A 20,202-nucleotide genomic window follows, 5' to 3' on the forward strand; every position below is an offset into this window, starting at 1 on the left:
TGGGCCTTTCATGTCGTGTGCGGGCGGCCGCTTCCGTTCCCGGCCACGCCGGGACGCGCGACCCCCAGGGCCTGGGCGTCCGCCCAGGTGTCGACGTCGTCGGTGGACCCGGGCGGCACGGGAACCGTCCGCAGGTCCAGACTAGCAAGCAGGCCGAACAACGATCCGCCCACCAGCGTGCCGTGCCGTGCCGCGTCCGCCACCGATCGTTGTAGCGCGGCCGTGTCATAAAGACCGGCCAACGGCTGGATCCGGCCGTCCGCGGAAACGGCGACGCTGCCTTCCGAGCCGGGCTGCGCCCGGGAGCGGTCGGCGAAGAGGGCGTGGACGGCGTCGGCAACCAGCGGCATGTCGCAGGCCAGGACCAGCGTCAGCGGCGCGGGGTTTCGGCCCGCCGCCCCGCCGCCGGCAAGGGCCTCGAGCCCGGCGGCCAGGGCTGCCGCGGGTCCGGCGAAGGGCGGGTCTTCACGGCACAGGAGGATGCCGCCCGGGAGGCTGCCGGCTTCCGGGCCCACGACGGCGACGCTGCGTGCCCCGGCCGCCGCGAGCAGCGACCGCTCCAGCAGGGTGTCCCCGCGAAAGCGGAGGGCGGCCTTGGGGGTTCCGCCCAGCCGGGAGGACCTGCCCCCGGCGAGGATGACGGCGTCGAATTCCACCCGCCCAGCCTAGCCGCCTGCGGGCGGCCGACGGTGCTAGTGCGCGGATTCCGGCAGCAGGAACGGGTCCCATGCGGGGGTAGGCTTCTCCAGCTCCTTGATCTGCCAGATGGTGCCCTTCGGCGGACCGGGAGTGAAACCGAGCTTCCAGCCCATCTCGGCCGGGGTGTGATCGCCCTTGACGTTGTTGCAGCGCAGGCAGGCGGCCACCAGGTTCTCCCAAGAGTCGGCGCCGCCCCGGGACTTGGGCTGGACGTGGTCGATGGTGTGGGCCGGTTTGGCGCAGTACGCGCACCGGTGGCCGTCCCGGCGGAGCACTCCGCGGCGGCTGACCGCGGTCACCGTGTTGTAGCGGGGGCGGATGTAGCGGTTGAGCAGGATGACGCTCGGCCGGCCGAGGATGTCCTGCGGCCCCACCACCGGGTCGTCCCCCTCGGCCACGACACTGGCCTTGCCCGTCAGCACGAGCACCAGTGCCCGGCGGAAGGTCACTACCGCCAGCGGTTCATATCCAGCATTCAGAACGAGTGTGCGCATCCGCATCCCTCTTCACGGCCGCACCCGCCAGTGGCACGAGGGCCGGCTGCCCTCTGCATGGTCAGGCTAAGGATCGACACCACAAGAGTAAACACGGGTGGCCCGGATTACCGAATTTCGGGCTCTGGGCCCTCCGTGGCGGATCCCGGGCCGGTCCGGCTCCGGGGCCTTCCGGCGAGAGCCCGAGGGCTTAATGGAAAAGGACCCCCGCCGGTGACAGGGGTCCTTTTCGAAGCTTCGCGGGAAGCGGGGGTCTTAGCCGCCGACGCGGATGAAGACCGGGCCGGAACCGACGTTGACGCTGTAGAGGGCGGTGGTGCCGCCGTTCCAGCCGCCGTGGACGGCCATGCCGTTGCCGACGTAAACGGCGATGTGGGCCATGCCCATGCCGCCGTTCTGGTAGTACGCGAGGTCACCCGGCTGCGCTTCGGCGGCGCTGACGGTGCGGCCCAGGGACAGGTAACCTGCCGGCCAGCCGTGGTAGTGGATGCCGACGGCGGCCAGGGCGTTGGTGGCCAGCATGGTGCAGTCCTGGGACACGCCGATCTGGGCGTAAGCGGCGGCGGCGATCGAGGCGCCCATGCCGCTGGTGGCGGCCGGAGCCTTGGTGGCGACGGACGCGTTGACCGCGGTGCCGGCAGCCGGGGTGGCAGCGGCGGTGTTGGCGGTGGTGTCAGCTTCCTGCACCTTGACGACGGGCTTCGGGGCCTCGACGACGGGGGCGGCCGCGGTGGTCACAGCAGGCTTCTCGTAGGAGATGGCGATGCTGGAGGCCGCCGAGATGGTGGCTGGAGCGGTGGACTGAACCTCGGTGGCGGAAGCAGAGGTGGATTCGCGCTGAACGTTGGTCTCGGCGGCGTTGGCCGCGATACCGCTGGTCAGGACCAGGCCCGAGGCAGCAGCGATAACCGCAGCCTGGCGACCCATGCCACCGGCGTTGTCGCCGACGGCCTTGGCAATGACAGCCAGCGAGTTGGTCTTGGTGACCTCCGCGCGGTGGCGTGCAATGGTTGCACGAGTAGTCATTTAGTTCTCTCTTTCGTGATCCTTTGTGTCCGCGCTCTTGAACAGGCGGGACTAAGGACGCTCCGGCATCTTGGGGGTACGCCGGATCGCCCCGAAACGGGTTTCTTTAGCGAAGGGTGTACTGCGAAGACGCGCCAAAAGCAGGAACTGCATTGCGTGAACCATCCCGGGCGCCGGCAAGGGCAACGCGGTGCATGGTCATCAGCGGGCTCGACTGAGCCTCGCCGGCGCGAAAACGCGCAGCATTGTGGCGTGAAGACACGAAAGTAGCCTCTCCCAATGCCTACGAGGTGAGCTGTCGGATTCGGATGGGAGTCACCCGGCCGCTCCGCTTCCTGGGAAGCTTTGCGACTTAACCCCTAGGCCCTCTTGCGAAGACCAAAATTGGTTCCCCCGCCCCTGCCAGACGATGTCATGCGAACGGACCTTGAGCGGTGGCAGAGTTAGGCAATCCACTCAAGAGCGCCAACTTCGGTGAAGTTGGCGTGCTTCATACGGTACAACAGTTCGGACTCAATGTCACATTCAGATCACGGCGTGTCACGGAAGTGTGAGCATTGCGAAGGGCTCTTCTAGAGCCAGCCCAGCGGATCAACGACGTCCCCATTGACCATCACCTCGAAGTGGAGGTGGCAGCCGGTGGAGGCACCGGTTGTTCCGCTCATCGCTATCACATCGCCACGGGAGACCTTCTGGCCGACGTGGACGCTGGATGACGACAAGTGGTTATACGTGGTCTCCAGGCCATTGCCATGGTCGACCACAATCCGGTTGCCGCCCCCGTAGGGGTGCCAGCCGGAGAAGGTTACGGTGCCGCTTGCTGCGGCATGGACGGCCGTCCCGCACTGGGCGGCGTAGTCCTGGCCGCGGTGGAATTCGCCCACCGCGCCGGTAATGGGGCTGATCCGGTAACCGAAGGGCGAAGCCGTGATCATGGTGTCCAGCGGGGCGCCGAGCGTCCCCGCGGATGCGGCGCGGGTGATGGAGCCGACGGATTGCGCGCTGAGCAGCTGCTTGAGCTTGCCGTCCGGGTCGCCCTTGGTGGTGACGGCGGTGCGGTTGAAGTCGATCTGGGCCGCGGCGGCCTTGACCTCGGGCTGGGCCGCCGCGGAGACAGATCCCGAGGTGGGGGCGTCGACGGCCAGAGCGGGGCCGGTAACGGGGACGGCCACGGTGAGCGCGATGCCAGCGGCGGCCAGGGTCATGCCGGCCTTCTGGCCCATGCCGGTGACGGCGGCGAAGTCTGCGACCTGGCGGAGCGGGCTGCGCCGGCTGCGGCGCTCGTCCCGGTGCGCGTCGCGGGGGCGCGGGGCGGTGACGTCGACGGCGGGGCGCGGCTCCGGAGCCGGGCCGGCGGCGCGGCGGCGCCCGCGGACGGTCTGCGTGCTCAAGTGGTTCCTCTCTGAAAAGCCTGCGAAGTTAGCTGTCGGATTCGGGTCAGAGAGTGCATAGACCCGGTCCGCCGATGCAAGCATCCAGGCAGAGAGGCACCCGGAAATGGTGTCCTCAGAGAGTTCGCTTGCCGCTAGCGGACTTCACCCCAAGGCCGGAATTACCGGCCGGTAGTGGTTCCCCCGCCTCTGCCAGAAGGTGATTCGCACCCTGATCCGCTGGCAGAGCTCGGCTTCGGATCAGGTAACGCTTTAGTCTCGGTACTAGTCGATAACTATAGGGGATTAAGACCCGTAGTAATAATTTCGTTATCTCCTAGACGGGCTAGTAAACAGCACCCTTACGGTATGCTTCCGCGTCGACCTACCCGCGGGTAACGAAAACGTGGGCGGCGACCTCGGGCGGCAGCTCGAGCGCGCCCTCAATGTCGGGGACGCGGACGGAGATGTACTCCCCCACCCGCTCCAGCGAGACGGTGGCCCCGGGCCGGATACCGCCCTCGTCCAGCTGCACCAGCAGCTCGGGTTCCACCTGGATGGGTTCGGCAAGCCGGCTCACGGTGATTCTGGAGTCCGCGGCATATCCCGCCATGGCGTCCAGGAGGTTGACGACGCCGTCGGCCTGTTCCGCCGTCGGCAGACCGCCCAGTTCGGCGAGGCCCGGGATGGGGTTGCCGTACGGGGAGACGGTGGGGTGGTCCAGCATCTCGAAGATGCGGCGCTCAACCCGTTCGCTCATCACGTGCTCCCAGCGGCAGGCTTCCTCATGGACATAGGCCCAGTCCAGGCCGATCACGTCGGCCAGCAGCCGTTCGGCGAGGCGGTGCTTGCGCATCACCTCGGTGGCGCGCCGCCGACCCACCTCGGTCAGCTCCAGGTGGCGGTCGCCGGAAACCACTACCAGCCCGTCGCGTTCCATCCTGCCGACGGTCTGGGAGACGGTGGGTCCGGAGTGGCGGAGTCGCTCGGCAATGCGGGCCCGGAGCGCGACGATGTTCTCTTCCTCAAGCTCCAGAATGGTCCGAAGATACATCTCCGTAGTGTCGATCAGATCCGTCATCCAGCTCAGCTCCTTGAGCGCCGTCCTTGCGTCATTCCACCGTACAACGTGCGGGGTGCGGCCACCCGGGATCCGCCATACGCTCCGGACAGCCTAGCCTATTGTGAATTACTCCGGATAATTTGAGGGCCGACTTCCTGACCGGACTATGACAGCCCGTTTTCCGGCGCCGGGGCCGCCGTCGGGCAGAATGGAAGCGGTCCTTACCGGCCGACCAGCCACCTCTCGCACCCAGCCGACCATTGGAGCCATTGTGAGCGACACCAGCATCACCATCCCCGCGAACCTTCTTCCCAAGGACGGCCGGTTTGGCGCCGGGCCCTCGAAGGTGCGCCCGGAACAGATGGAGGCCCTGGCGTCGGCCTCGGCCACCCTGCTCGGCACCTCGCACCGCCAGGCCCCGGTCAAGAACCTGGTGGGCTCGGTCCGTTCCGGCCTCAGCGACTTCTTCCGCGCCCCCGAGGGCTACGAGGTGGTCCTGGGCGTGGGCGGCTCCACGGCGTTCTGGGATGTCGCCAGCTTCGGGCTCGTGGAGAACAAGGCCCAGCACCTCTCCTTCGGCGAGTTCGGGTCCAAGTTCGCCGCGGCCACGAACAAGGCGCCTTTCCTGGCCGAGTCCTCGATCATTAAGGCGGAGCCGGGCACCCGGCCCGAGGCGCGGGCGGAGACCGGTGTGGACGTCTACGCCTGGCCGCAGAATGAGACCTCCACCGGCGTGGCCGCCCCGGTCCGGCGGGTGGCCGGCGCGGACGAGGGCTCGCTGGTCCTGGTCGACGCGACCTCCGCCGCCGGCGGCCTGGATGTCGACGTCGCGGAGTCCGACGTCTACTACTTCGCGCCGCAGAAGAACTTCGCCTCCGACGGCGGACTGTGGCTTGGCCTGTTCTCCCCCGCGGCCCTGGAGCGGGCCGCCCGGGTCAAGGCCTCCGGCCGCTGGATCCCGGACTTCCTGGACCTGCAGACTGCCATCGACAACTCGCGGCTGAACCAGACCTATAACACCCCCGCGCTGGCGACCCTCGTGACCCTGGACGCGCAGGTGCGCTGGCTCAACGCCAGCGGAGGCCTGGACTTCGCCGCGGCACGCACCGCCGACTCCGCGGGACGGATCTACCGCTGGGCCGAGGCGTCCAGCTTTGCCACCCCGTTCGTTACGGACCCGGCCGACCGCTCCAACGTGATCGCCACGATCGACTTCGACGAGTCGGTCGACGCCGCCGCGATCGCCAAGGTGCTGCGCGCCAACGGGATTGTCGACACCGAGCCGTACCGGAAGCTGGGCCGTAACCAGCTGCGGATCGCGACCTTCGTCGCGATCGAGCCGGACGACGTGTCGGCCCTGCTGGAGTGCATCGACTACGTCGTGGCAGAGCTGGCGAAGTAGGCCCGGGGCCGCCCTCCGGGGCGGCCTAGCGGCTGGGGGCGTCGTCGGGGTTTACCGCCCGGACGACGCCGTCGTCGTCTGCCGTGCCGATCGCCCCACCGGGCACCAGCCGGAAGAAGCGCAGGCCGCGGGCCCGCCGGTTGAAGGCGATCCGCAGGTGGCGTGCCCGGATGATCCAGACCATCCCGATCAGGGCCGCGCCCACGCCGGCGGCGGCGGCGACGCCCATGGACCAGCGAGGGCCGGCGACGTTTGCCACCCAGCCCACGAACGGTGCCCCGATGGGTGTTCCGCCCATGAAGATCGCCATGTACAGGGCCATCACCCGGCCGCGCATGGCCGGGTCCGTGGTGGTCTGCACATAGCCGTTGGCGCTGGTCATCATGGTGATGGCGCACAGCCCCACCGGCACCAGCGCCACGCCGTACCAGAAGTAGTTCGGGGCCAGAGCGGCCAGCCCGGAGGTGATGCCGAAGACCCCGGCGGCCCCGAAGATCATCCGCATCCGCGGGCGGCCGCGGCCGGCCGAGAGCAGGGCCCCGGCAACCGAGCCGATGGCCATGATCGAGTTCATCAGCCCGAAGGCGCCGGCGTCGAGGCCGAACTCGGTGCCCACCATCGCGGCGATGAAGAGCACGAAGTTCAGGCCCAGGGTCCCGACGATGAAGACCGCCACGAGGACCACCACGATGTCCGGCCGGTGCCGCACGTAGCGCAGTCCCTCCCGGATCCGGCCCTTGCCGCCGCGCGCCTTGGGGAGTTTCCGCAGCGACGCCGTCGGGATCCGGGCGAGGCTGGCCAGCAGCGCCACGAAGGTCAGGGTGTTGACCAGGAACACCCAGCCGGGCCCGATCGCGACGGTCAGGACACCGGCGACCGCGGGCCCGATCATCCGGGCGACGTTGAAGGAGGCGCTGTTGAGGGCGACGGCGTTGGGCAGGTAGTCGTCCTTGACCAGCTCCGAGACGAAGGTCTGGCGGACCGGGGCGTCGACGGCCGAGACGACGCCCAAAAGCAGGGCAAAGATGTACACGTGCCAGAGCTGCGCCGCCCCGGAGAGCACCAGCGCGCCCAGCAGGGCGCTCAGCAGCGCCATGGACGACTGGGTGAGGTTCAGGAGGGTCTTGCGGTTGAAGCGGTCGGCCACCAGTCCGGCGACCGGGGCCAGGAACAGCTGTGGTCCCAGCTGGAGGGCCATGGTGATGCCCATGGCGCCGGCGTCCTGGTGGCTGAGGTGATCGAAGACCAGCCAGTCCTGGGCGGTCCGCTGCATCCAGGTGCCGATGTTCGAAACCAGGGCCCCGAGGAACCAGATGCGGTAGTTCAGGATGTGCAGCGATTTGAAGGTGGACCTCATGGAAGGTCCTCCCGCTGCTCCGCCCTGAACGCCGCCAAACCGCTAGTCGGTCCCGGCGACGGACCGGGCGTCCGCTGCGCGTTCGTCGGGTTCGTCCCCGGGCTCGTCCGTCGCGCCGGTCCCGGACTCCGCGGGAGCATCGTCCTGGCCCGACTCGTCCTGGGGGGCGTCCTGCACGGCGTCGTCCCGGGCGGCGTCGGGGCTGCCGGCATGGTCGGCCTCGGCGTCGGACTCGTCCCGGTGCTCAGCCCCGGCGTCCTCGTGACCGTCGTCGGGCTGGGCGTCCTCGGGCCGGACGCGTTCGGCCCACGGCACCCACTCGGGGGCCAGGATGGAGTCCTCCGAGGGCAGCAGCCCCAGCTCGTCCACCGTCACCACCTTGGAGCGGGAGTTGCGGGTCAGCACGGCGTACCACTGCCAGCCGCCGTAGCCGGGAAGCTTGGACTCGAACAGATGGGTCACCAGGCGGTCACCCTCGCTCTTGGCGGCCAGGTGGCGGCCCACCTGCCCGGGCTCGGCGATGCCCTCCACCGCGGCACGGGCGACGTCGACGGACGCGGCCAGGAAGGCGTCGGGCTTGCCCACCCGCCACACGGGCACCCCATAGCGCGGTTTGGCCGCCGACTTCGTGCCCTTCGCTCCGGCGGCGGACGCCTTGGACGCCGGCTTCCGTCCGGAGTCGGGCACCGGGGAGCCGGTCTCTTCAGGTTCCGCAGTCATCGGCCGGACCCTACGCGTCCAGCTCGTCGGCAACCTTGCGCAGGGCGGCGGCAATAGCCTTCGCCTTGTTGCCCTCGGGGTACTTGCCGGCCGACAGGGTGCCGGAGAGGTTGTCCAGCACCGTCACCAGGTCCTGGACCAGGGGCGCGAGGTCCTTGGCGCTGGGCCGCTTCGCCTTGGCGATCGACGGAGTCTTGTCCAGCACCCGCAGGCCCAGGGCCTGGGCGCCCTTGCGGCCGTCGGCCACGCCGAACTCAACCCGGGTTCCGGCCTTCAGCTCAACGACGCCCTCGGGCAATGCGGACTTGGGCAAGAAGACCTCCTGGCCGTCCTCGCCCGCGAGGAATCCGAAGCCTTTGTCCTTGTCATACCACTTGACCTTGCCGGTAGGCACGTAATCAACCTTCTTCGTTCTGCTGGGACGCGGCCGGCGGTCACCGCATCCGCACCGATGTGCGGGTTCAGGGTATGACCGCCCCGACCGTGTTGGTCTGTTCCTTCAAGGTTATCGTGCCCGGGCAGATTTGAGCGCTTGAGGCGCGGATGCAGGCGGACTGTTAGCGTTGCTGTCATGACTCCACAGCGTCTCCGGCGCTCCCTGCTGATCCTCGCCGCCGCCGTCGCCGTCCTTTCCCTGGCCGCCTTCGGCGCGGTGATCGCCCTGGCCGCCGGCAACGCCGTGGCGCCGGTCTGGCTGACCGCGGCCGCGCTGTACGGCCTCCCGGCTGCGTTCCTGCTGATGGCCCTCCTGGTGCTCGACGCCGTCGTTGCCCGCCGCCGTGCCCGCGGCCTCGGCAGGGGCTGACGGAAACGACCATGTCCCAGATCCGCGCGCTCGGCGAGGACCTGCAGGCGCGCAGCGACGAGTCGTTGCGCGCCCTTTTCGCCGCGCGGCCGGACCTGATGATCCCCGCGGTCCCCGACTTCGCCGCCCTGGCCGCCCGGGCCAGCGGCCGCGTCAGCGTCCAACGCGCCTTGGAACGGCTGAACCGGCCGCAGATGCAGGTGCTGGAGGCGCTGCACCTGTGCACCAACGCCGACACCGGCCACAGCGCCTCGGCGGCAACCCTCAAGCGGCTGATCAAGGGCGCCACCGTGGCGGCGCTGGAGCGGCTGCTCGCCTCGCTCCAGGACCTGGCCCTCGTGCACCGGGCCGACCCGCCGCACGGCACGGGGGCCCCGGCGGCACGGCAACGCCACTACCTGCCGGTCGGCAGCCTGAAGGATGTCATCGGCATCTATCCGGCGGGCCTGGGCCGCAGCTACACCGAGCTCGTGCGCCTGCAGCCGGCGTTCGCGCAGCGGGTGGTCCAGCTGGTGGCCGAGCTGCACCAGTCCGGGGCGGGCATCGCGCCGGCGGACACCCCGATGGACGCCGCCCTCGCCCTGCAGCACTGGACCGGCTCGCCCGAGGCGCTGCAGGCCTTGCTCTCCCGCGCCCCGGACCGGACCGCCGCGCTGCTGGACCGGTTCGGGAACTGGGCCATGGGCGCCGTCCCGCAGGCGCAGCGCCGCGTGTCTGTACTGACCGAGACCCCCGACGCCGGGCCGGTCGACTGGCTGCTGGCCCGCGGCCTGCTGGTCCCGCTGGACGCCGCGCACGTGGAACTGCCGCACAGCGTGGGGCTGGCCCTGCGCGGCGGGTACGTGATCGACCACTTCGCCCTGGCCCCGCCGGTGCCGAACCTGGGCCTGACCAGCGCCGCGCTGCGCCGGAACGCGGCGCTCGGCGCGATCGCCGAGACCCTCCGGCTGGCCGGCGAACTGCTGCACGCCGTCCAGGCCCAGCCGCTTGTCACGCTCCGCAGCGGCGGCGTTGGCGTCCGGGAAATGAAGCGGCTCGCGGACACGCTGCGGATCGGGCTGCCGGAAGCCGGGGTGCTGGTGGAACTGTGCGCCCTGGCCGGACTGCTCCGGCTCGACGTGGACAGCTCGGCCTGGGTCCAGCCCGAGCAGCTGGAATGGTTGACCCTGCCGCGGCAGGAGCAGTGGCTGTGGCTGGTCAACGCCTGGCTCTCCAGCGAACGCGTCCCCTCCCTCGTGGGCCAGCCTGCCGGCGGCGCGTCCGCCCCGGCGGGCCGGGCCGCGGGGGCCGCCGGCACCATCAACGCGCTCTCCGCCGAGGCCCAGCGGCCGGACGCTCCGGTGGTGCGCAAGCGGATCCTGGAGATCCTGCAGGAACTCACCATTGAGGCCGGTGCCGCGGACGGCCAGGCCCCGGTGCTGGACGCCGCGGCGGTGCTGGAGCGGGCCGACTGGTCGCAGCCGCGCATGGCCCGCCGCTTCAGCTCGCTGATCCGCGGCGTGCTGGCGGAGGCGGAGATGCTGGGCCTGGTGGGTTCCGGGGCGCTGAGCCAGATCGGCGCCGAGATCGCCTTGGACCATCCGGAGACGGCGCTCGGCATCCTCGGCGAACACCTTCCGGCGGCCGTGAACCACGTGCTGCTTCAGGCCGACCTGACCGCCGTCGCCCCCGGCTACCTGGACCCGGAGCTAAGCGGGAAGCTGCTCGCCATGGCCGACGCCGAGGGCCAGGGCCCGGCGACCATCTACCGGTTCTCGGTCGGCTCCATCCGGCGCGCCCTCGACGCCGGCCAGGACGCCGCGGGCCTGCTGGAATTCCTCCGGACGCACTCGGCCACCGCGGTGCCGCAGCCGCTGGAGTACCTGATCGAGGACACCGCGTCCCGCCACGCGCGGCTGCGGGTGGGCCCGGCCTCCAGTTTCATCCAGAGCGAGGACGAGACGGCGCTCCTGGAACTGCTCAACGCCCCCGCCGCCGCGGGACTGGGCCTGGTCCGCCTCGCCCCGACGGTCCTGGTCTCCACGGCCGCTCCCCGGGACGCGGCCCAGGTGATGCGCGGACTGGGCATGACGCCCTCCCTCGATGACGCCGCGTCCGCCGTCGTCCGGCTGCGGCGCAGCGCCGCCGCGCCCGGCAGCGCACGCCCCGTCTACACGGCGCCACGGTCGGCCCCCGAGGACGCCGACGTCGACGCCCAGCTCGCGGTGCTCCGCGGCGGGCACCCGGCCGGCGGCGCGGGACCCGGCTCCGCCCACGGTCCGGGCCGTCCCGGCGCCGCGGGGACGGCCGCCGAGGCGAGCACCCAGCTGGGGCTGGAGACCCTGCACCGGGCGATCCGGTTGAAGCAGGCGGTGATGATGAACATGGTCGACGGCCTCGGGAATGCCACCCGCGAGCGCGTTGTTCCGCTTGCTGTGAGTGGCGGACGGGTCCGCGTGTTCGACCCCGCGAGGGAGACCGAACGGGTCCTGTCCGTCCACCGGATCATTGATGTCGAGGCCACCGAGGAACTGCTCCCGTGAATGACGGACCACTGATCGTCCAGAGCGACAAGACCATCCTTCTGGAGGTCGACCACGAGCTGGCCACCGAGGCGCGCCACGCCATCGCCGCCTTCGCCGAACTCGAACGCGCCCCCGAGCACGTGCACAGCTACCGCCTGACGCCGCTGGGCCTCTGGAACGCGCGGGCCGCGGGCCTGGATGCCGAAAAGGTGCTGGACACGCTGCTGAAGTACTCCCGTTTTCCGGTGCCCCATGCCCTCCTGATCGACATCGAGGAGACCATGTCGCGGTACGGCCGGCTGCGGCTGGAGAAGGACCCCCAGCACGGCCTGGTCATGCGCACCTCCGACTACCCGGTGCTCGAGGAGATCAGCCGCGCGAAGAAGATCGCGCCGCTGCTCGGCCCGCGGATTGACGCGGACACCGTGGTGGTCCATTCCTCCCAGCGCGGTCAGCTCAAGCAGCTGTTGCTGAAGCTCGGCTGGCCCGCGGAGGACCTGGCGGGCTACGTGGACGGGACCCCGCACCCGATCATGCTGGACGAGACCGGCTGGAAGCTGCGGCCCTACCAGCAGCTGGCGACGGAGAACTTCTGGGCCGGCGGCAGCGGCGTGGTCGTGCTCCCCTGCGGCGCCGGCAAGACCTTGGTGGGCGCGGCGGCGATGGCCACCAGTTCCACCACCACGCTCATCCTGGTCACCAACACCGTCTCGGCCCGGCAGTGGAAGGACGAGCTGCTCAAGCGCACCTCCCTGACCGAGGAGGAGATCGGTGAGTACTCCGGCTCCATCAAGGAGGTCCGGCCGGTGACCATCGCCACCTACCAGGTGCTCACCACCAAGCGCGGCGGCCTCTACCCGCACCTGGAACTGGTCGACGGCAACGATTGGGGCCTGATCATCTATGACGAGGTCCACCTGCTGCCGGCGCCGATCTTCCGGATGACCGCGGACCTGCAGGCCCGGCGCCGGCTGGGGCTCACGGCCACCCTGGTCCGCGAGGACGGCCGCGAGGGCGAGGTCTTCAGCCTGATCGGCCCCAAGCGCTACGACGCCCCGTGGAAGGACATCGAGGCGCAGGGCTACATCGCGCCGGCGGACTGTGTTGAGGTCCGGGTGGACCTGCCGCGGGACGAGCGGGTGGCGTACGCCATGGCCGACGACGCCGACAAGTATCGGCTCTGTGCCACGTCCGAGACCAAGACCGGGATCGTGGAGCGGCTGGTTGCGGAGCACAAGGGCGAGCAGCTGCTGGTGATCGGCCAGTACATCGACCAGCTGGACGAGATCGGCGGGCGTCTCAAAGCCCCGGTGATCAAGGGCGACACCTCCGTCAAGGAACGCCAGCGCCTCTTCGATGCCTTCCGCGCCGGCGAGGTCCGCACCCTGGTGGTGTCCAAGGTGGCCAACTTCTCCATCGACCTGCCGGAGGCGTCCGTGGCGATTCAGGTCTCCGGATCCTTCGGGTCCCGGCAGGAGGAGGCGCAGCGGCTGGGCCGGCTGCTGCGGCCCAAGCAGGACGGCCGCGCCGCCCGCTTCTACTCCCTAGTGGCACGGGACACCCTGGACCAGGACTTCGCCGCGAAGCGCCAGCGGTTCCTGGCCGAGCAGGGCTACGCCTACCGGATCATGGACGCCAAGGACGTCGGCGCTGGGGACTAGGCCCCGCCGCTCCCCTGTCGCGCTAGCCGCATCACTGCCCGGACACGGATCGGCCCGGTCCCGCCGCCGCAGCGGACGGGCCCGGGCCGCCGTTGTCCTTGCCTGCCTCGCCGCCTAGGTGACGCCGGTGGAGCCGTCCTGTTCCATCAACCCGGTCCGCGGGTCGAGCTGCGGCTTCTGGTAGGCGAACTCCCCGCCGCTGCGCCCACCGAAGGGGCGTCCGTGGTCGGCGAACTCCTCCCGGAAGTAGGCCAGGCACCACGGACCCATCTGCAGCCGGGCGCCGGTGCGGAGGATGGAGCTGTCCGCGGGGCCGAAGCTTCCGGTGACCACCCCGTGCCGGACCAGGACGTACTCGTCCCGTTCGTTGTGGACGATCTCCGCATGGATTGGTTCGAGGCCGTCCAGCCGCAGGTCGGCGTCCGGCCCGCTGCCGATGCTCATCCGTTCCCCGGAGAGATTGAACTCGCGCGGCACCTGGCCGTCCCACGTGGCCGAGTCCTGAACGAAGATCAGGCGGGGGCGGCCGCTGCCCCTGGTGTGGTGCGTCGTGGTTACCTTGCGCACGATCCGGCGTTTGACCGTGGGCAGCAGCGGCAGCGGGGTTTCCGGCGGGAGCAGGGACATCCCGACGTCCTTGGTCCGCCCGCCGCGCCGGGCCAGCGGAGCCACGGTGCGCACGTTGCCGAGCCGGATATGCGGGGACCGGGTCAGCAGCCGCTGGGCCCGGCCCGTCCGGACCGACCCCAGGGATGCGATGAGACCCTGCGGTCCCTCGATCACTACGGTGAGTCCCTGCTCGGCCAAGGTCTTAGCCAGCGGGCGCAGCTGCTGCAGGGATGGCATACGCTGGCCAAACGACGCGTCGAGGCTGCCCAGCGTCACCTTCACCTCGGTGCCGGCCGCCTGCACCGAGCCGGACGTACCCCCACCTGAAGGTTCCGTCACGGAGAACTCCAGGTCGGCGTCGACCCTGAACCGGGGTCCCATGTCAGCGTCTGTTCTTATCGGACCCCGCCGCATCGCGGTCGCTGGTTGTGACGCGAAGGCTGCCGTTGAGCTTCCACGTGGCCCGCGGCGCATCCGGGCCGATGTCACGCGGAACCTCCACGGTCATGTCGACGAACTCGTAGTTGATCGCGGCGCCCTTGCCCGTCAGGTAGGACCACATTTCCTCTGCAAGATCCGCCCAGTCCCGGATGGAACGGTTGGCCGCTGAGTCCGCCCCGCCGGACTGTGGAATTGTCGCTTCAGACATCGTTTACTCCAGTCGTAGAGTGACGCTCCCGGCTGGAACCGGGCCGTTAGCCAACTCTAATCCGGGACCCGCCGCACGGGAATGGCTTCGCCAAGGTTCTCTCCGGAAGGGCACCCGGAGATGATCACGCAACACACACGATTCGTCCAGAAAACTCACAGAGTCTGGGAGCAAGATGGGAATCATGAAAAAGAACGGTCCCGAAGCCAAGCTGCTCGTCGTCGATGATGAACCGAACATCCGCGAGTTGCTGTCCACCTCGCTGCGTTTCGCAGGCTTCGAGGTTGTCTCGGCCGGCACCGGGCGCGATGCCCTGGCAGCCGCCGACCAGCACTCCCCCGACCTGGCCGTCCTGGACGTCATGCTCCCGGACATGGACGGGTTCACCGTCACCCGGCGCCTGCGTGCCGCCGGGAAGCACTTCCCCGTGCTGTTCCTGACCGCCAAGGACGACACCGAGGACAAGGTCACCGGGCTCACCGTCGGCGGCGACGACTACGTCACCAAACCGTTCAGCCTCGACGAGGTCGTGGCCCGGATCCGCGCGGTGCTGCGCCGCACCCAGCCGCTGCAGGACGACGACGCCGTCATCCGCGTCGATGACCTGGAGCTCGACGACGACGCCCACGAGGTGCGCCGCGGCGGCACGGTGATCGAGCTCTCCCCCACCGAGTTCAAGCTGCTCCGCTACCTGATGCTCAACCCCAACCGGGTGCTCTCCAAGGCCCAGATCCTTGACCACGTCTGGGAGTACGACTTCAATGGCGACGCCTCGATCGTGGAGTCCTACATCTCGTACCTGCGGCGCAAGGTGGACACCGACCCCGGTGCCGCCGCCCTGATCCAGACCAAGCGCGGCGTCGGCTACGTGCTCCGGACGGCCGAGAAGCGCTGACCTTGCTGCGCCGGTGGAAGGCGGCCTCGCTGCGTTCGCAGCTGGTGGCCATCATGATGGCTTTGATGCTGGTGGCGTTGACCGCCACCGGCGCGGGAACGCTGGCCCTGCTGCACAGCTACCTGCAGGGCCAGGTCGATGACCGGCTCAAGGTCGCCGTCGAAACTGCCCGCCAGCAACAGTCCTTCGAGCAGTTGCAGGATCAGGGGCCCAACGTTCCCACCGACTACTCGCTGTTGCTTTTCACCCCGGGACAGCCATCGGTGATCCTGGGCGGCAAGGGTCCCCGGCCGGCCATCGGCAGCATCAGCCCGGAGGACGCCCACAGCCGTGCTGAGGTACCGTTCCAGGTCCGCGGCACCGACGGCCGGAACTGGCGGGTGGTGGCAGTCAACGTCCTGGACGCCAACCGGCGCAACGCCGTCGTCGTCATCGGCCTGCCCCTCTACCCGGTGGACTCCGTCATGGAGCATGCCACCCTGGTGGTGGTCGGCGTCGGACTGCTGACGCTGGTGCTGGCCTTCTTCATCGCCACCTGGACCGTCGGCCGGTCCTTCCGTCCGCTGTCCCGCGTGGAGAAGACCGCGGCCGCGATCGCCGCCGGGGACCTCTCCCGGCGCGTGGACGTGGAGAATCCGGACACCGAGGTGGGCCGGCTCAGCCGCTCCCTCAACGCCATGCTGGCCCACATCGAAACCGCGTTTGCCGCGCGGATGGCCTCCGAGGCCAAGATGCGCCGCTTCGCCGCCGACGCCTCCCACGAGCTGCGCACCCCTCTGGTGACCATCCGCGGGTTCTCCGAGCTGTACCGGCACGGCGCCCTGGCCACCCCCGAGGACGTGGCCACCGCGATGGGACGGATCGAGAGCGAGGCCATTCGCATGGGCGCGATGGTGGAGGACCTCCTGCTCCTGGCCCGGATCGACGAGCAACGGCCGCTGCAGCAGAAACCCATTGACCTGCTCCTGCTGGGCCATGACGCCGTGGTGGACACCCAGGTTGCCGACCGCAGCCGGGTCGTCTCGCTGCGCGGGCTTGACGGCGGCTCCGCGTCCCCGGCGCCGGTGCTGGGCGACGAGGCCAAGCTGCGGCAGGTGATCAGCAACCTGGTGGGCAACGCCCTGCGCTACACGCCGGAGGGCAGCCCGATCGAACTGGCCGTGGGGGTGCGGACCGAGGCCGACGGCGGTCGCCGCTCGGTGATCGAGGTGCGTGACCACGGCCCCGGCGTCTCCGAGGAGGAGGCCGCCAGGATCTTCGAGCGGTTCTACCGCGCCGATACCTCCCGCACCCGGGAGACCGGCGGCAGCGGGCTGGGGCTGGCGATCGTCGCCGCCATCGTCGCCTCCCACTCCGGCAGCGTCCGGGTCCAGCCGACCGACGGCGGCGGCGCCACCCTGGTGGTCAGCCTGCCGTACCTGGACGAAGCGCCGTCGGAGGAGCCCGGGACGGCGGAGACCCTCCCGGCGTCCGGCGGCGGCGCCGACCGGGCCGTACCGGCTGACGGGCCTGCCGACGAGGTTGCTGCAACCGGTGGTGCGGACCGCGCCCCGGGCGGCAGCCAGGGAACCGGGTTATCCACATAGCGACTTTGCGGCGTGGAAGCCGACGGCGGCGCCTTCGTAGGCTCGAGGAGTCCGGAAAGCCCGGACCCTCCACCGCAGGCAGCCGGGAGCCCGCCGCACGGCCCTCCCTGTGGCCGCCCCTACCGGTCCGGCGCCCGGCTGCCTGCCCCTCGAAAGGCCGCACCGTGAGCATTCTTTCCGTCGATACCGAGCTGTTGCAGCTCAAGTCCGCCACCGTCCAGGCCACGGTCGACCGGATCAGCGCCGACGTCCAGGCGATGAAACGCGGGCTGGAGGAGCTTCAGTCCAGCTGGCGCGGCGCCGCCGCCACCAACTTCCAGGCGCTGGTCGTCGAGTGGTCCCTGACGCAGGGGAAGGTGGAGGCCTCCCTCGCCTCGATCAACCACGCCCTCAGTTCGGCGGCCGCGACCTACGACCAGACCGAGCTGAGCAACGCGCAGCGCTTCGGCTAGGGATCAGGCCTCGGCGGTGCCCTGGTGGAACCGCAGCCGCCACTGGTGTCCGTCGAGGACCCAGAGCGAGCTGCGCAGCACCGTTCCGGCGCGGGTCCGGCTGCGGTAGGTGAGCAGGACAGTGTCCGGGCCGATGCGCTCCGCCGCCAGCGTCTCCAGGGCCGCGTGCGGGCCGGGGTTTTCCTCCAGCGCCATCATCACCTCGTCGCGGGTCCAGAGCCGCCCGGAGCTTCCGATCTCGGTGAACTCCGGGTGCAGCAACACCCCGGTCCGGCCCAGGTCGGCCCTGGTCTCCGGCTGCAGCAGTTCCCGCTCCAGGGCCTCCACGATCTGCTCCGGCTCCTGCGCCGTCGCTGCGGCCGCGGTCTGGTCCGCCAGCTCACTGAACAGGTCCGGTTCCGCGTACCCGTCCGGGCCGCCGAAGAGGGTGGGCTCGTCAAAGGCCACGGGTGTCGCGGCGGCCGGAGCGGCGGCTGCGGCGGCCGGAGCAGCCGTCGCCGGGGGCGGCGTGGTTGGGCGGCCGGAGCCAGTTGCCGGGGCCTGGGCGGTCGCCGGGGCGGTTGTTTGCGGGGCCGCGGGGGTGCCGGGGCGGACGAAGCCGGGGCCTTGCCGGACGGCGACACCCTGCTGGTAGGCCATGGCGGCGCCGCGGGCACGGTCGTCAGCGGCCTCGTTGAGTTCGTGGCCGGCGTGGCCGCGGACCCACTCGAACCGGTATTTGCGGCCGACCAGGGCCCGGTCAATGTCCTTCAGGAGGTCCACATTGAGCACGGGTTTGCCGTCGGACTTCTTCCAGCCCTTCCGCTTCCAGCCCGGCATCCACTTGGTGACCGAGTTGATGACGTACTGGCTGTCGCAGAGGATGTGCAGCTCCTCGTCGGCGAGGTGGGCCGTGGAGCGGAAGAGGTCCAGCACGGCCATCAGCTCGCCCTGGTTGTTGGTGCCGTGCGGCCAGCCGCCGGCGTGCCAGCAGTTGTCATTCACGTACCAGGCCCATCCGGCCGGACCGGGGTTTCCAAGGGCCGAACCGTCGGCCGCAGCTGTAATCGTCACTGCACCATCCTGCCAGACCTCCCCGGCTTCGCTGCTCTCTCACGCCCGGCGCGGGCGGCTTAAACGCCGGCGGCGGCCCCACCATAAGGTGGGACCGCCGTCGTCGTTGTACCGGGGCCGGCAGCGGACTGCCGGCCGGGGTGGGCCGGGTGGCCGGGTGGCTAGAAGCCGCCCATACCGCCCATACCGCCCATGTCGTCGCCGCCGCCCATGGCCGGAGCGTTCTTCTCCGGCTTGTCGGCCACGACGGCCTCGGTGGTGAGGAACAGGCCGGCGATGGAGGCCGCGTTCTGCAGGGCAGAGCGGGTGACCTTCACCGGGTCGTTGATGCCGGCAGCTAGCAGGTCGACGTATTCGCCGGTGGCGGCGTTCAGGCCGTGGCCGGCGGCGAGGCCGCGGACCTTGTCCACCACAACGCCCGGCTCGAGGCCGGCGTTGAAGGCGATCTGCTTCAGCGGAGCGTCGATGGCAACGCGGACGATGTTCGCACCGGTAGCCTCGTCGCCCGAGAGCTGCAGGTTGGCGAACGCCTTGGCGCCGGCCTGGATCAGGGCCACGCCACCGCCGGCGACGATGCCCTCTTCAACGGCAGCCTTCGCGTTGCGGACGGCGTCCTCGATGCGGTGCTTGCGTTCCTTGAGCTCGACCTCGGTTGCGGCACCGGCCTTGATGACTGCAACGCCGCCGGCCAGCTTGGCCAGGCGCTCCTGCAGCTTCTCGCGGTCGTAGTCGGAGTCGGAGTTCTCGATCTCGGCGCGGATCTGGGACACGCGGCCGGCGATCTGGTCGGCGTCGCCGGCACCTTCGACGATGGTGGTCTCGTCCTTGGTGACAACAACCTTGCGGGCCTTGCCGAGCAGCTCCAGGCCGGCGGTCTCAAGCTTGAGGCCGACTTCCTCGGAGATGACCTGGCCACCGGTGAGGATGGCGATGTCGGCCAGCTGGGCCTTGCGGCGGTCGCCGAAGCCCGGAGCCTTGACGGCGACGGACTTGAAGGTGCCGCGGATCTTGTTGACGATCAGGGTGGCCAGGGCCTCGCCCTCGATGTCTTCGGCGATGATCAGCAGCGGCTTGTTGGACTGCATGACCTTCTCGAGGACAGCAACCAGTTCCTTGACGTTGGAGATCTTGGAGTTGACGATCAGGATGTACGGGTCCTCGAGGACCGTTTCCTGGCGCTCGGCGTCGGTGACGAAGTAGGCGGAGATGTAGCCCTTGTCGAAGCGCATGCCTTCGGTGAGCTCCAGCTCGAGGCCGAAGGTGTTGGACTCCTCGACCGTGATGACGCCTTCCTTGCCGACCTTGTCCAGGGCCTCGGCAATGAGGGCACCGATCTCGTTGTCGCCGGCGGAGATGGACGCGGTGGCGGCGATCTCTTCCTTGGTCTCGATTTCCTTGGCGGAGGCCAGGAGCTCGGCGGTGACGGCATCGACAGCCTTCTCGATGCCGCGCTTGAGGGACAGCGGGTCAGCGCCGGCCGCGACGTTGCGCAGGCCTTCCTTGACCAGGGCCTGGGCCAGCACGGTGGCGGTGGTGGTACCGTCGCCGGCGACGTCGTCCGTCTTCTTGGCAACTTCCTTGACCAGCTCGGCGCCGATCTTCTCGTACGGGTCGTCCAGCTCGATCTCCTTGGCGATGGAAACACCATCGTTGGTGATCGTGGGGGCGCCCCACTTCTTCTCGAGGACGACGTTGCGTCCACGCGGGCCGAGGGTGACCTTGACGGCGTCGGCGAGGATGTTCAGACCCCGCTCAAGACCGCGGCGTGCCTCTTCATCAAATGCAATGATCTTGGCCATAACGGCAGTAGTCCTTTCGGGACAGTCGTTAAAGAATGAACCTTGGCGTCGGTGCCCG

19 protein-coding genes and 2 riboswitches are annotated in these 20,202 nt (G+C 69.8%); of the genes, 7 read left to right on the forward strand and 12 right to left on the reverse strand.

The window, feature by feature from the left end; genetic code table 11:
• Positions 1-8: 8 nt before the first annotated feature.
• From ACFVY3_RS12295 to ACFVY3_RS12315, 5 genes are all read right to left on the reverse strand, one after another.
• Positions 9-656: an NTP transferase domain-containing protein gene (locus ACFVY3_RS12295; protein ID WP_364138735.1), complete on the reverse strand. Its 648-nt coding sequence runs from the start codon at positions 654-656 to the stop codon at positions 9-11.
• 36 nt (positions 657-692) lie between these two features.
• Positions 693-1,193: an HNH endonuclease gene (locus ACFVY3_RS12300; protein WP_364138737.1), complete on the reverse strand. Its 501-nt coding sequence runs from the start codon at positions 1,191-1,193 to the stop codon at positions 693-695.
• A 255-nt stretch (positions 1,194-1,448) separates the two neighbouring features.
• Positions 1,449-2,219, reverse strand: a complete 771-nt coding sequence (locus ACFVY3_RS12305) for an NlpC/P60 family protein (protein ID WP_400159932.1) — start codon at positions 2,217-2,219, stop codon at positions 1,449-1,451.
• Between the two features lie 266 nt (positions 2,220-2,485).
• Positions 2,486-2,679, reverse strand: a riboswitch (cyclic di-AMP (ydaO/yuaA leader).
• A gap of 112 nt (positions 2,680-2,791) precedes the next feature.
• Positions 2,792-3,610, reverse strand: coding sequence for a M23 family metallopeptidase (locus ACFVY3_RS12310; RefSeq protein WP_290258699.1), 819 nt, complete (start codon positions 3,608-3,610; stop codon positions 2,792-2,794).
• A 2-nt stretch (positions 3,611-3,612) separates the two neighbouring features.
• A riboswitch (cyclic di-AMP (ydaO/yuaA leader) is annotated at positions 3,613-3,855 on the reverse strand.
• A 119-nt stretch (positions 3,856-3,974) separates the two neighbouring features.
• The gene (locus ACFVY3_RS12315; RefSeq protein WP_364138741.1) at positions 3,975-4,670 is read right to left on the reverse strand and encodes a metal-dependent transcriptional regulator; all 696 of its coding nucleotides are present in this window, start codon (positions 4,668-4,670) and stop codon (positions 3,975-3,977) included.
• 253 nt (positions 4,671-4,923) lie between these two features.
• On the opposite strand from ACFVY3_RS12315, the gene serC reads away from it, so the two are divergent.
• Positions 4,924-6,054, forward strand: coding sequence for a phosphoserine transaminase (gene serC, locus ACFVY3_RS12320; RefSeq protein ID WP_400159933.1), 1,131 nt, complete (start codon positions 4,924-4,926; stop codon positions 6,052-6,054).
• A gap of 25 nt (positions 6,055-6,079) precedes the next feature.
• Here the strand turns inward: serC and ACFVY3_RS12325 are convergent, their stop codons facing one another.
• From ACFVY3_RS12325 to ACFVY3_RS12335, 3 genes are read right to left on the reverse strand one after another with little or no spacing between them, the layout of a single operon-like run.
• Positions 6,080-7,411 (reverse strand): MFS transporter, encoded by a 1,332-nt coding sequence (locus ACFVY3_RS12325; RefSeq protein WP_400159934.1) that lies wholly within the window; start codon positions 7,409-7,411, stop codon positions 6,080-6,082.
• 42 nt (positions 7,412-7,453) lie between these two features.
• Positions 7,454-8,131 carry a DUF3027 domain-containing protein gene (locus ACFVY3_RS12330; protein ID WP_400159935.1) on the reverse strand — a complete coding sequence of 226 codons (678 nt, stop codon included), beginning with the start codon at positions 8,129-8,131 and terminating at the stop codon, positions 7,454-7,456.
• A 10-nt stretch (positions 8,132-8,141) separates the two neighbouring features.
• A complete protein-coding gene (locus ACFVY3_RS12335) occupies positions 8,142-8,525 on the reverse strand; it encodes a cold-shock protein (protein WP_400159936.1) in 384 nt (127 codons plus the stop codon).
• Positions 8,526-8,702: 177 nt separating this feature from the next.
• Here ACFVY3_RS12335 and ACFVY3_RS12340 point away from each other — a divergent pair, with 177 nt between their 5' ends.
• The 3 genes from ACFVY3_RS12340 to ACFVY3_RS12350 are packed head-to-tail and all read left to right on the forward strand — an operon-like array spanning position 8,703 to position 13,101.
• Complete coding sequence (locus tag ACFVY3_RS12340; protein WP_400159937.1) at positions 8,703-8,936, forward strand: hypothetical protein; 234 nt, start codon at positions 8,703-8,705, stop codon at positions 8,934-8,936.
• An 11-nt stretch (positions 8,937-8,947) separates the two neighbouring features.
• Positions 8,948-11,458, forward strand: a complete 2,511-nt coding sequence (locus ACFVY3_RS12345) for a helicase-associated domain-containing protein (protein ID WP_400159938.1) — start codon at positions 8,948-8,950, stop codon at positions 11,456-11,458.
• A complete protein-coding gene (locus ACFVY3_RS12350; RefSeq protein ID WP_377973092.1) occupies positions 11,455-13,101 on the forward strand; it encodes a DNA repair helicase XPB in 1,647 nt (548 codons plus the stop codon). The genes ACFVY3_RS12345 and ACFVY3_RS12350 overlap by 4 nt, the downstream gene beginning before the upstream one ends.
• Before the next feature lie 114 nt (positions 13,102-13,215).
• Here the strand turns inward: ACFVY3_RS12350 and ACFVY3_RS12355 are convergent, their stop codons facing one another.
• Both ACFVY3_RS12355 and ACFVY3_RS12360 read right to left on the reverse strand, forming a co-directional pair.
• Complete coding sequence (locus ACFVY3_RS12355; RefSeq protein ID WP_400159939.1) at positions 13,216-14,091, reverse strand: FHA domain-containing protein; 876 nt, start codon at positions 14,089-14,091, stop codon at positions 13,216-13,218.
• A gap of 1 nt (position 14,092) precedes the next feature.
• Positions 14,093-14,359, reverse strand: a complete 267-nt coding sequence (locus ACFVY3_RS12360) for a hypothetical protein (RefSeq protein ID WP_290258710.1) — start codon at positions 14,357-14,359, stop codon at positions 14,093-14,095.
• Between the two features lie 184 nt (positions 14,360-14,543).
• On the opposite strand from ACFVY3_RS12360, the gene ACFVY3_RS12365 reads away from it, so the two are divergent.
• The 3 genes from ACFVY3_RS12365 to ACFVY3_RS12375 all read left to right on the forward strand — a co-directional run bounded on the left by ACFVY3_RS12365 (position 14,544) and on the right by ACFVY3_RS12375 (position 17,292).
• Positions 14,544-15,254 carry a response regulator transcription factor gene (locus ACFVY3_RS12365; protein WP_290258711.1) on the forward strand — a complete coding sequence of 237 codons (711 nt, stop codon included), beginning with the start codon at positions 14,544-14,546 and terminating at the stop codon, positions 15,252-15,254.
• Between the two features lie 2 nt (positions 15,255-15,256).
• A complete protein-coding gene (locus ACFVY3_RS12370; RefSeq protein WP_400159940.1) occupies positions 15,257-16,840 on the forward strand; it encodes an ATP-binding protein in 1,584 nt (527 codons plus the stop codon).
• 164 nt (positions 16,841-17,004) lie between these two features.
• Entirely contained in the window at positions 17,005-17,292 is a 288-nt protein-coding gene (locus ACFVY3_RS12375; protein ID WP_377973089.1) for a WXG100 family type VII secretion target, read from the forward strand.
• Between the two features lie 3 nt (positions 17,293-17,295).
• Here the strand turns inward: ACFVY3_RS12375 and ACFVY3_RS12380 are convergent, their stop codons facing one another.
• Entirely contained in the window at positions 17,296-18,345 is a 1,050-nt protein-coding gene (locus ACFVY3_RS12380) for an RNase H family protein (RefSeq protein ID WP_377973088.1), read from the reverse strand.
• A gap of 161 nt (positions 18,346-18,506) precedes the next feature.
• A complete protein-coding gene (groL, locus tag ACFVY3_RS12385) occupies positions 18,507-20,144 on the reverse strand; it encodes a chaperonin GroEL (protein ID WP_290258716.1) in 1,638 nt (545 codons plus the stop codon).
• Between the last annotated feature and the right edge of the window lie 58 nt (positions 20,145-20,202).

Origin of the sequence: Arthrobacter sp. BPSS-3, assembly GCF_044628475.1 — a bacterium.
Classification (GTDB): Bacteria; Actinomycetota; Actinomycetes; order Actinomycetales; family Micrococcaceae; genus Arthrobacter.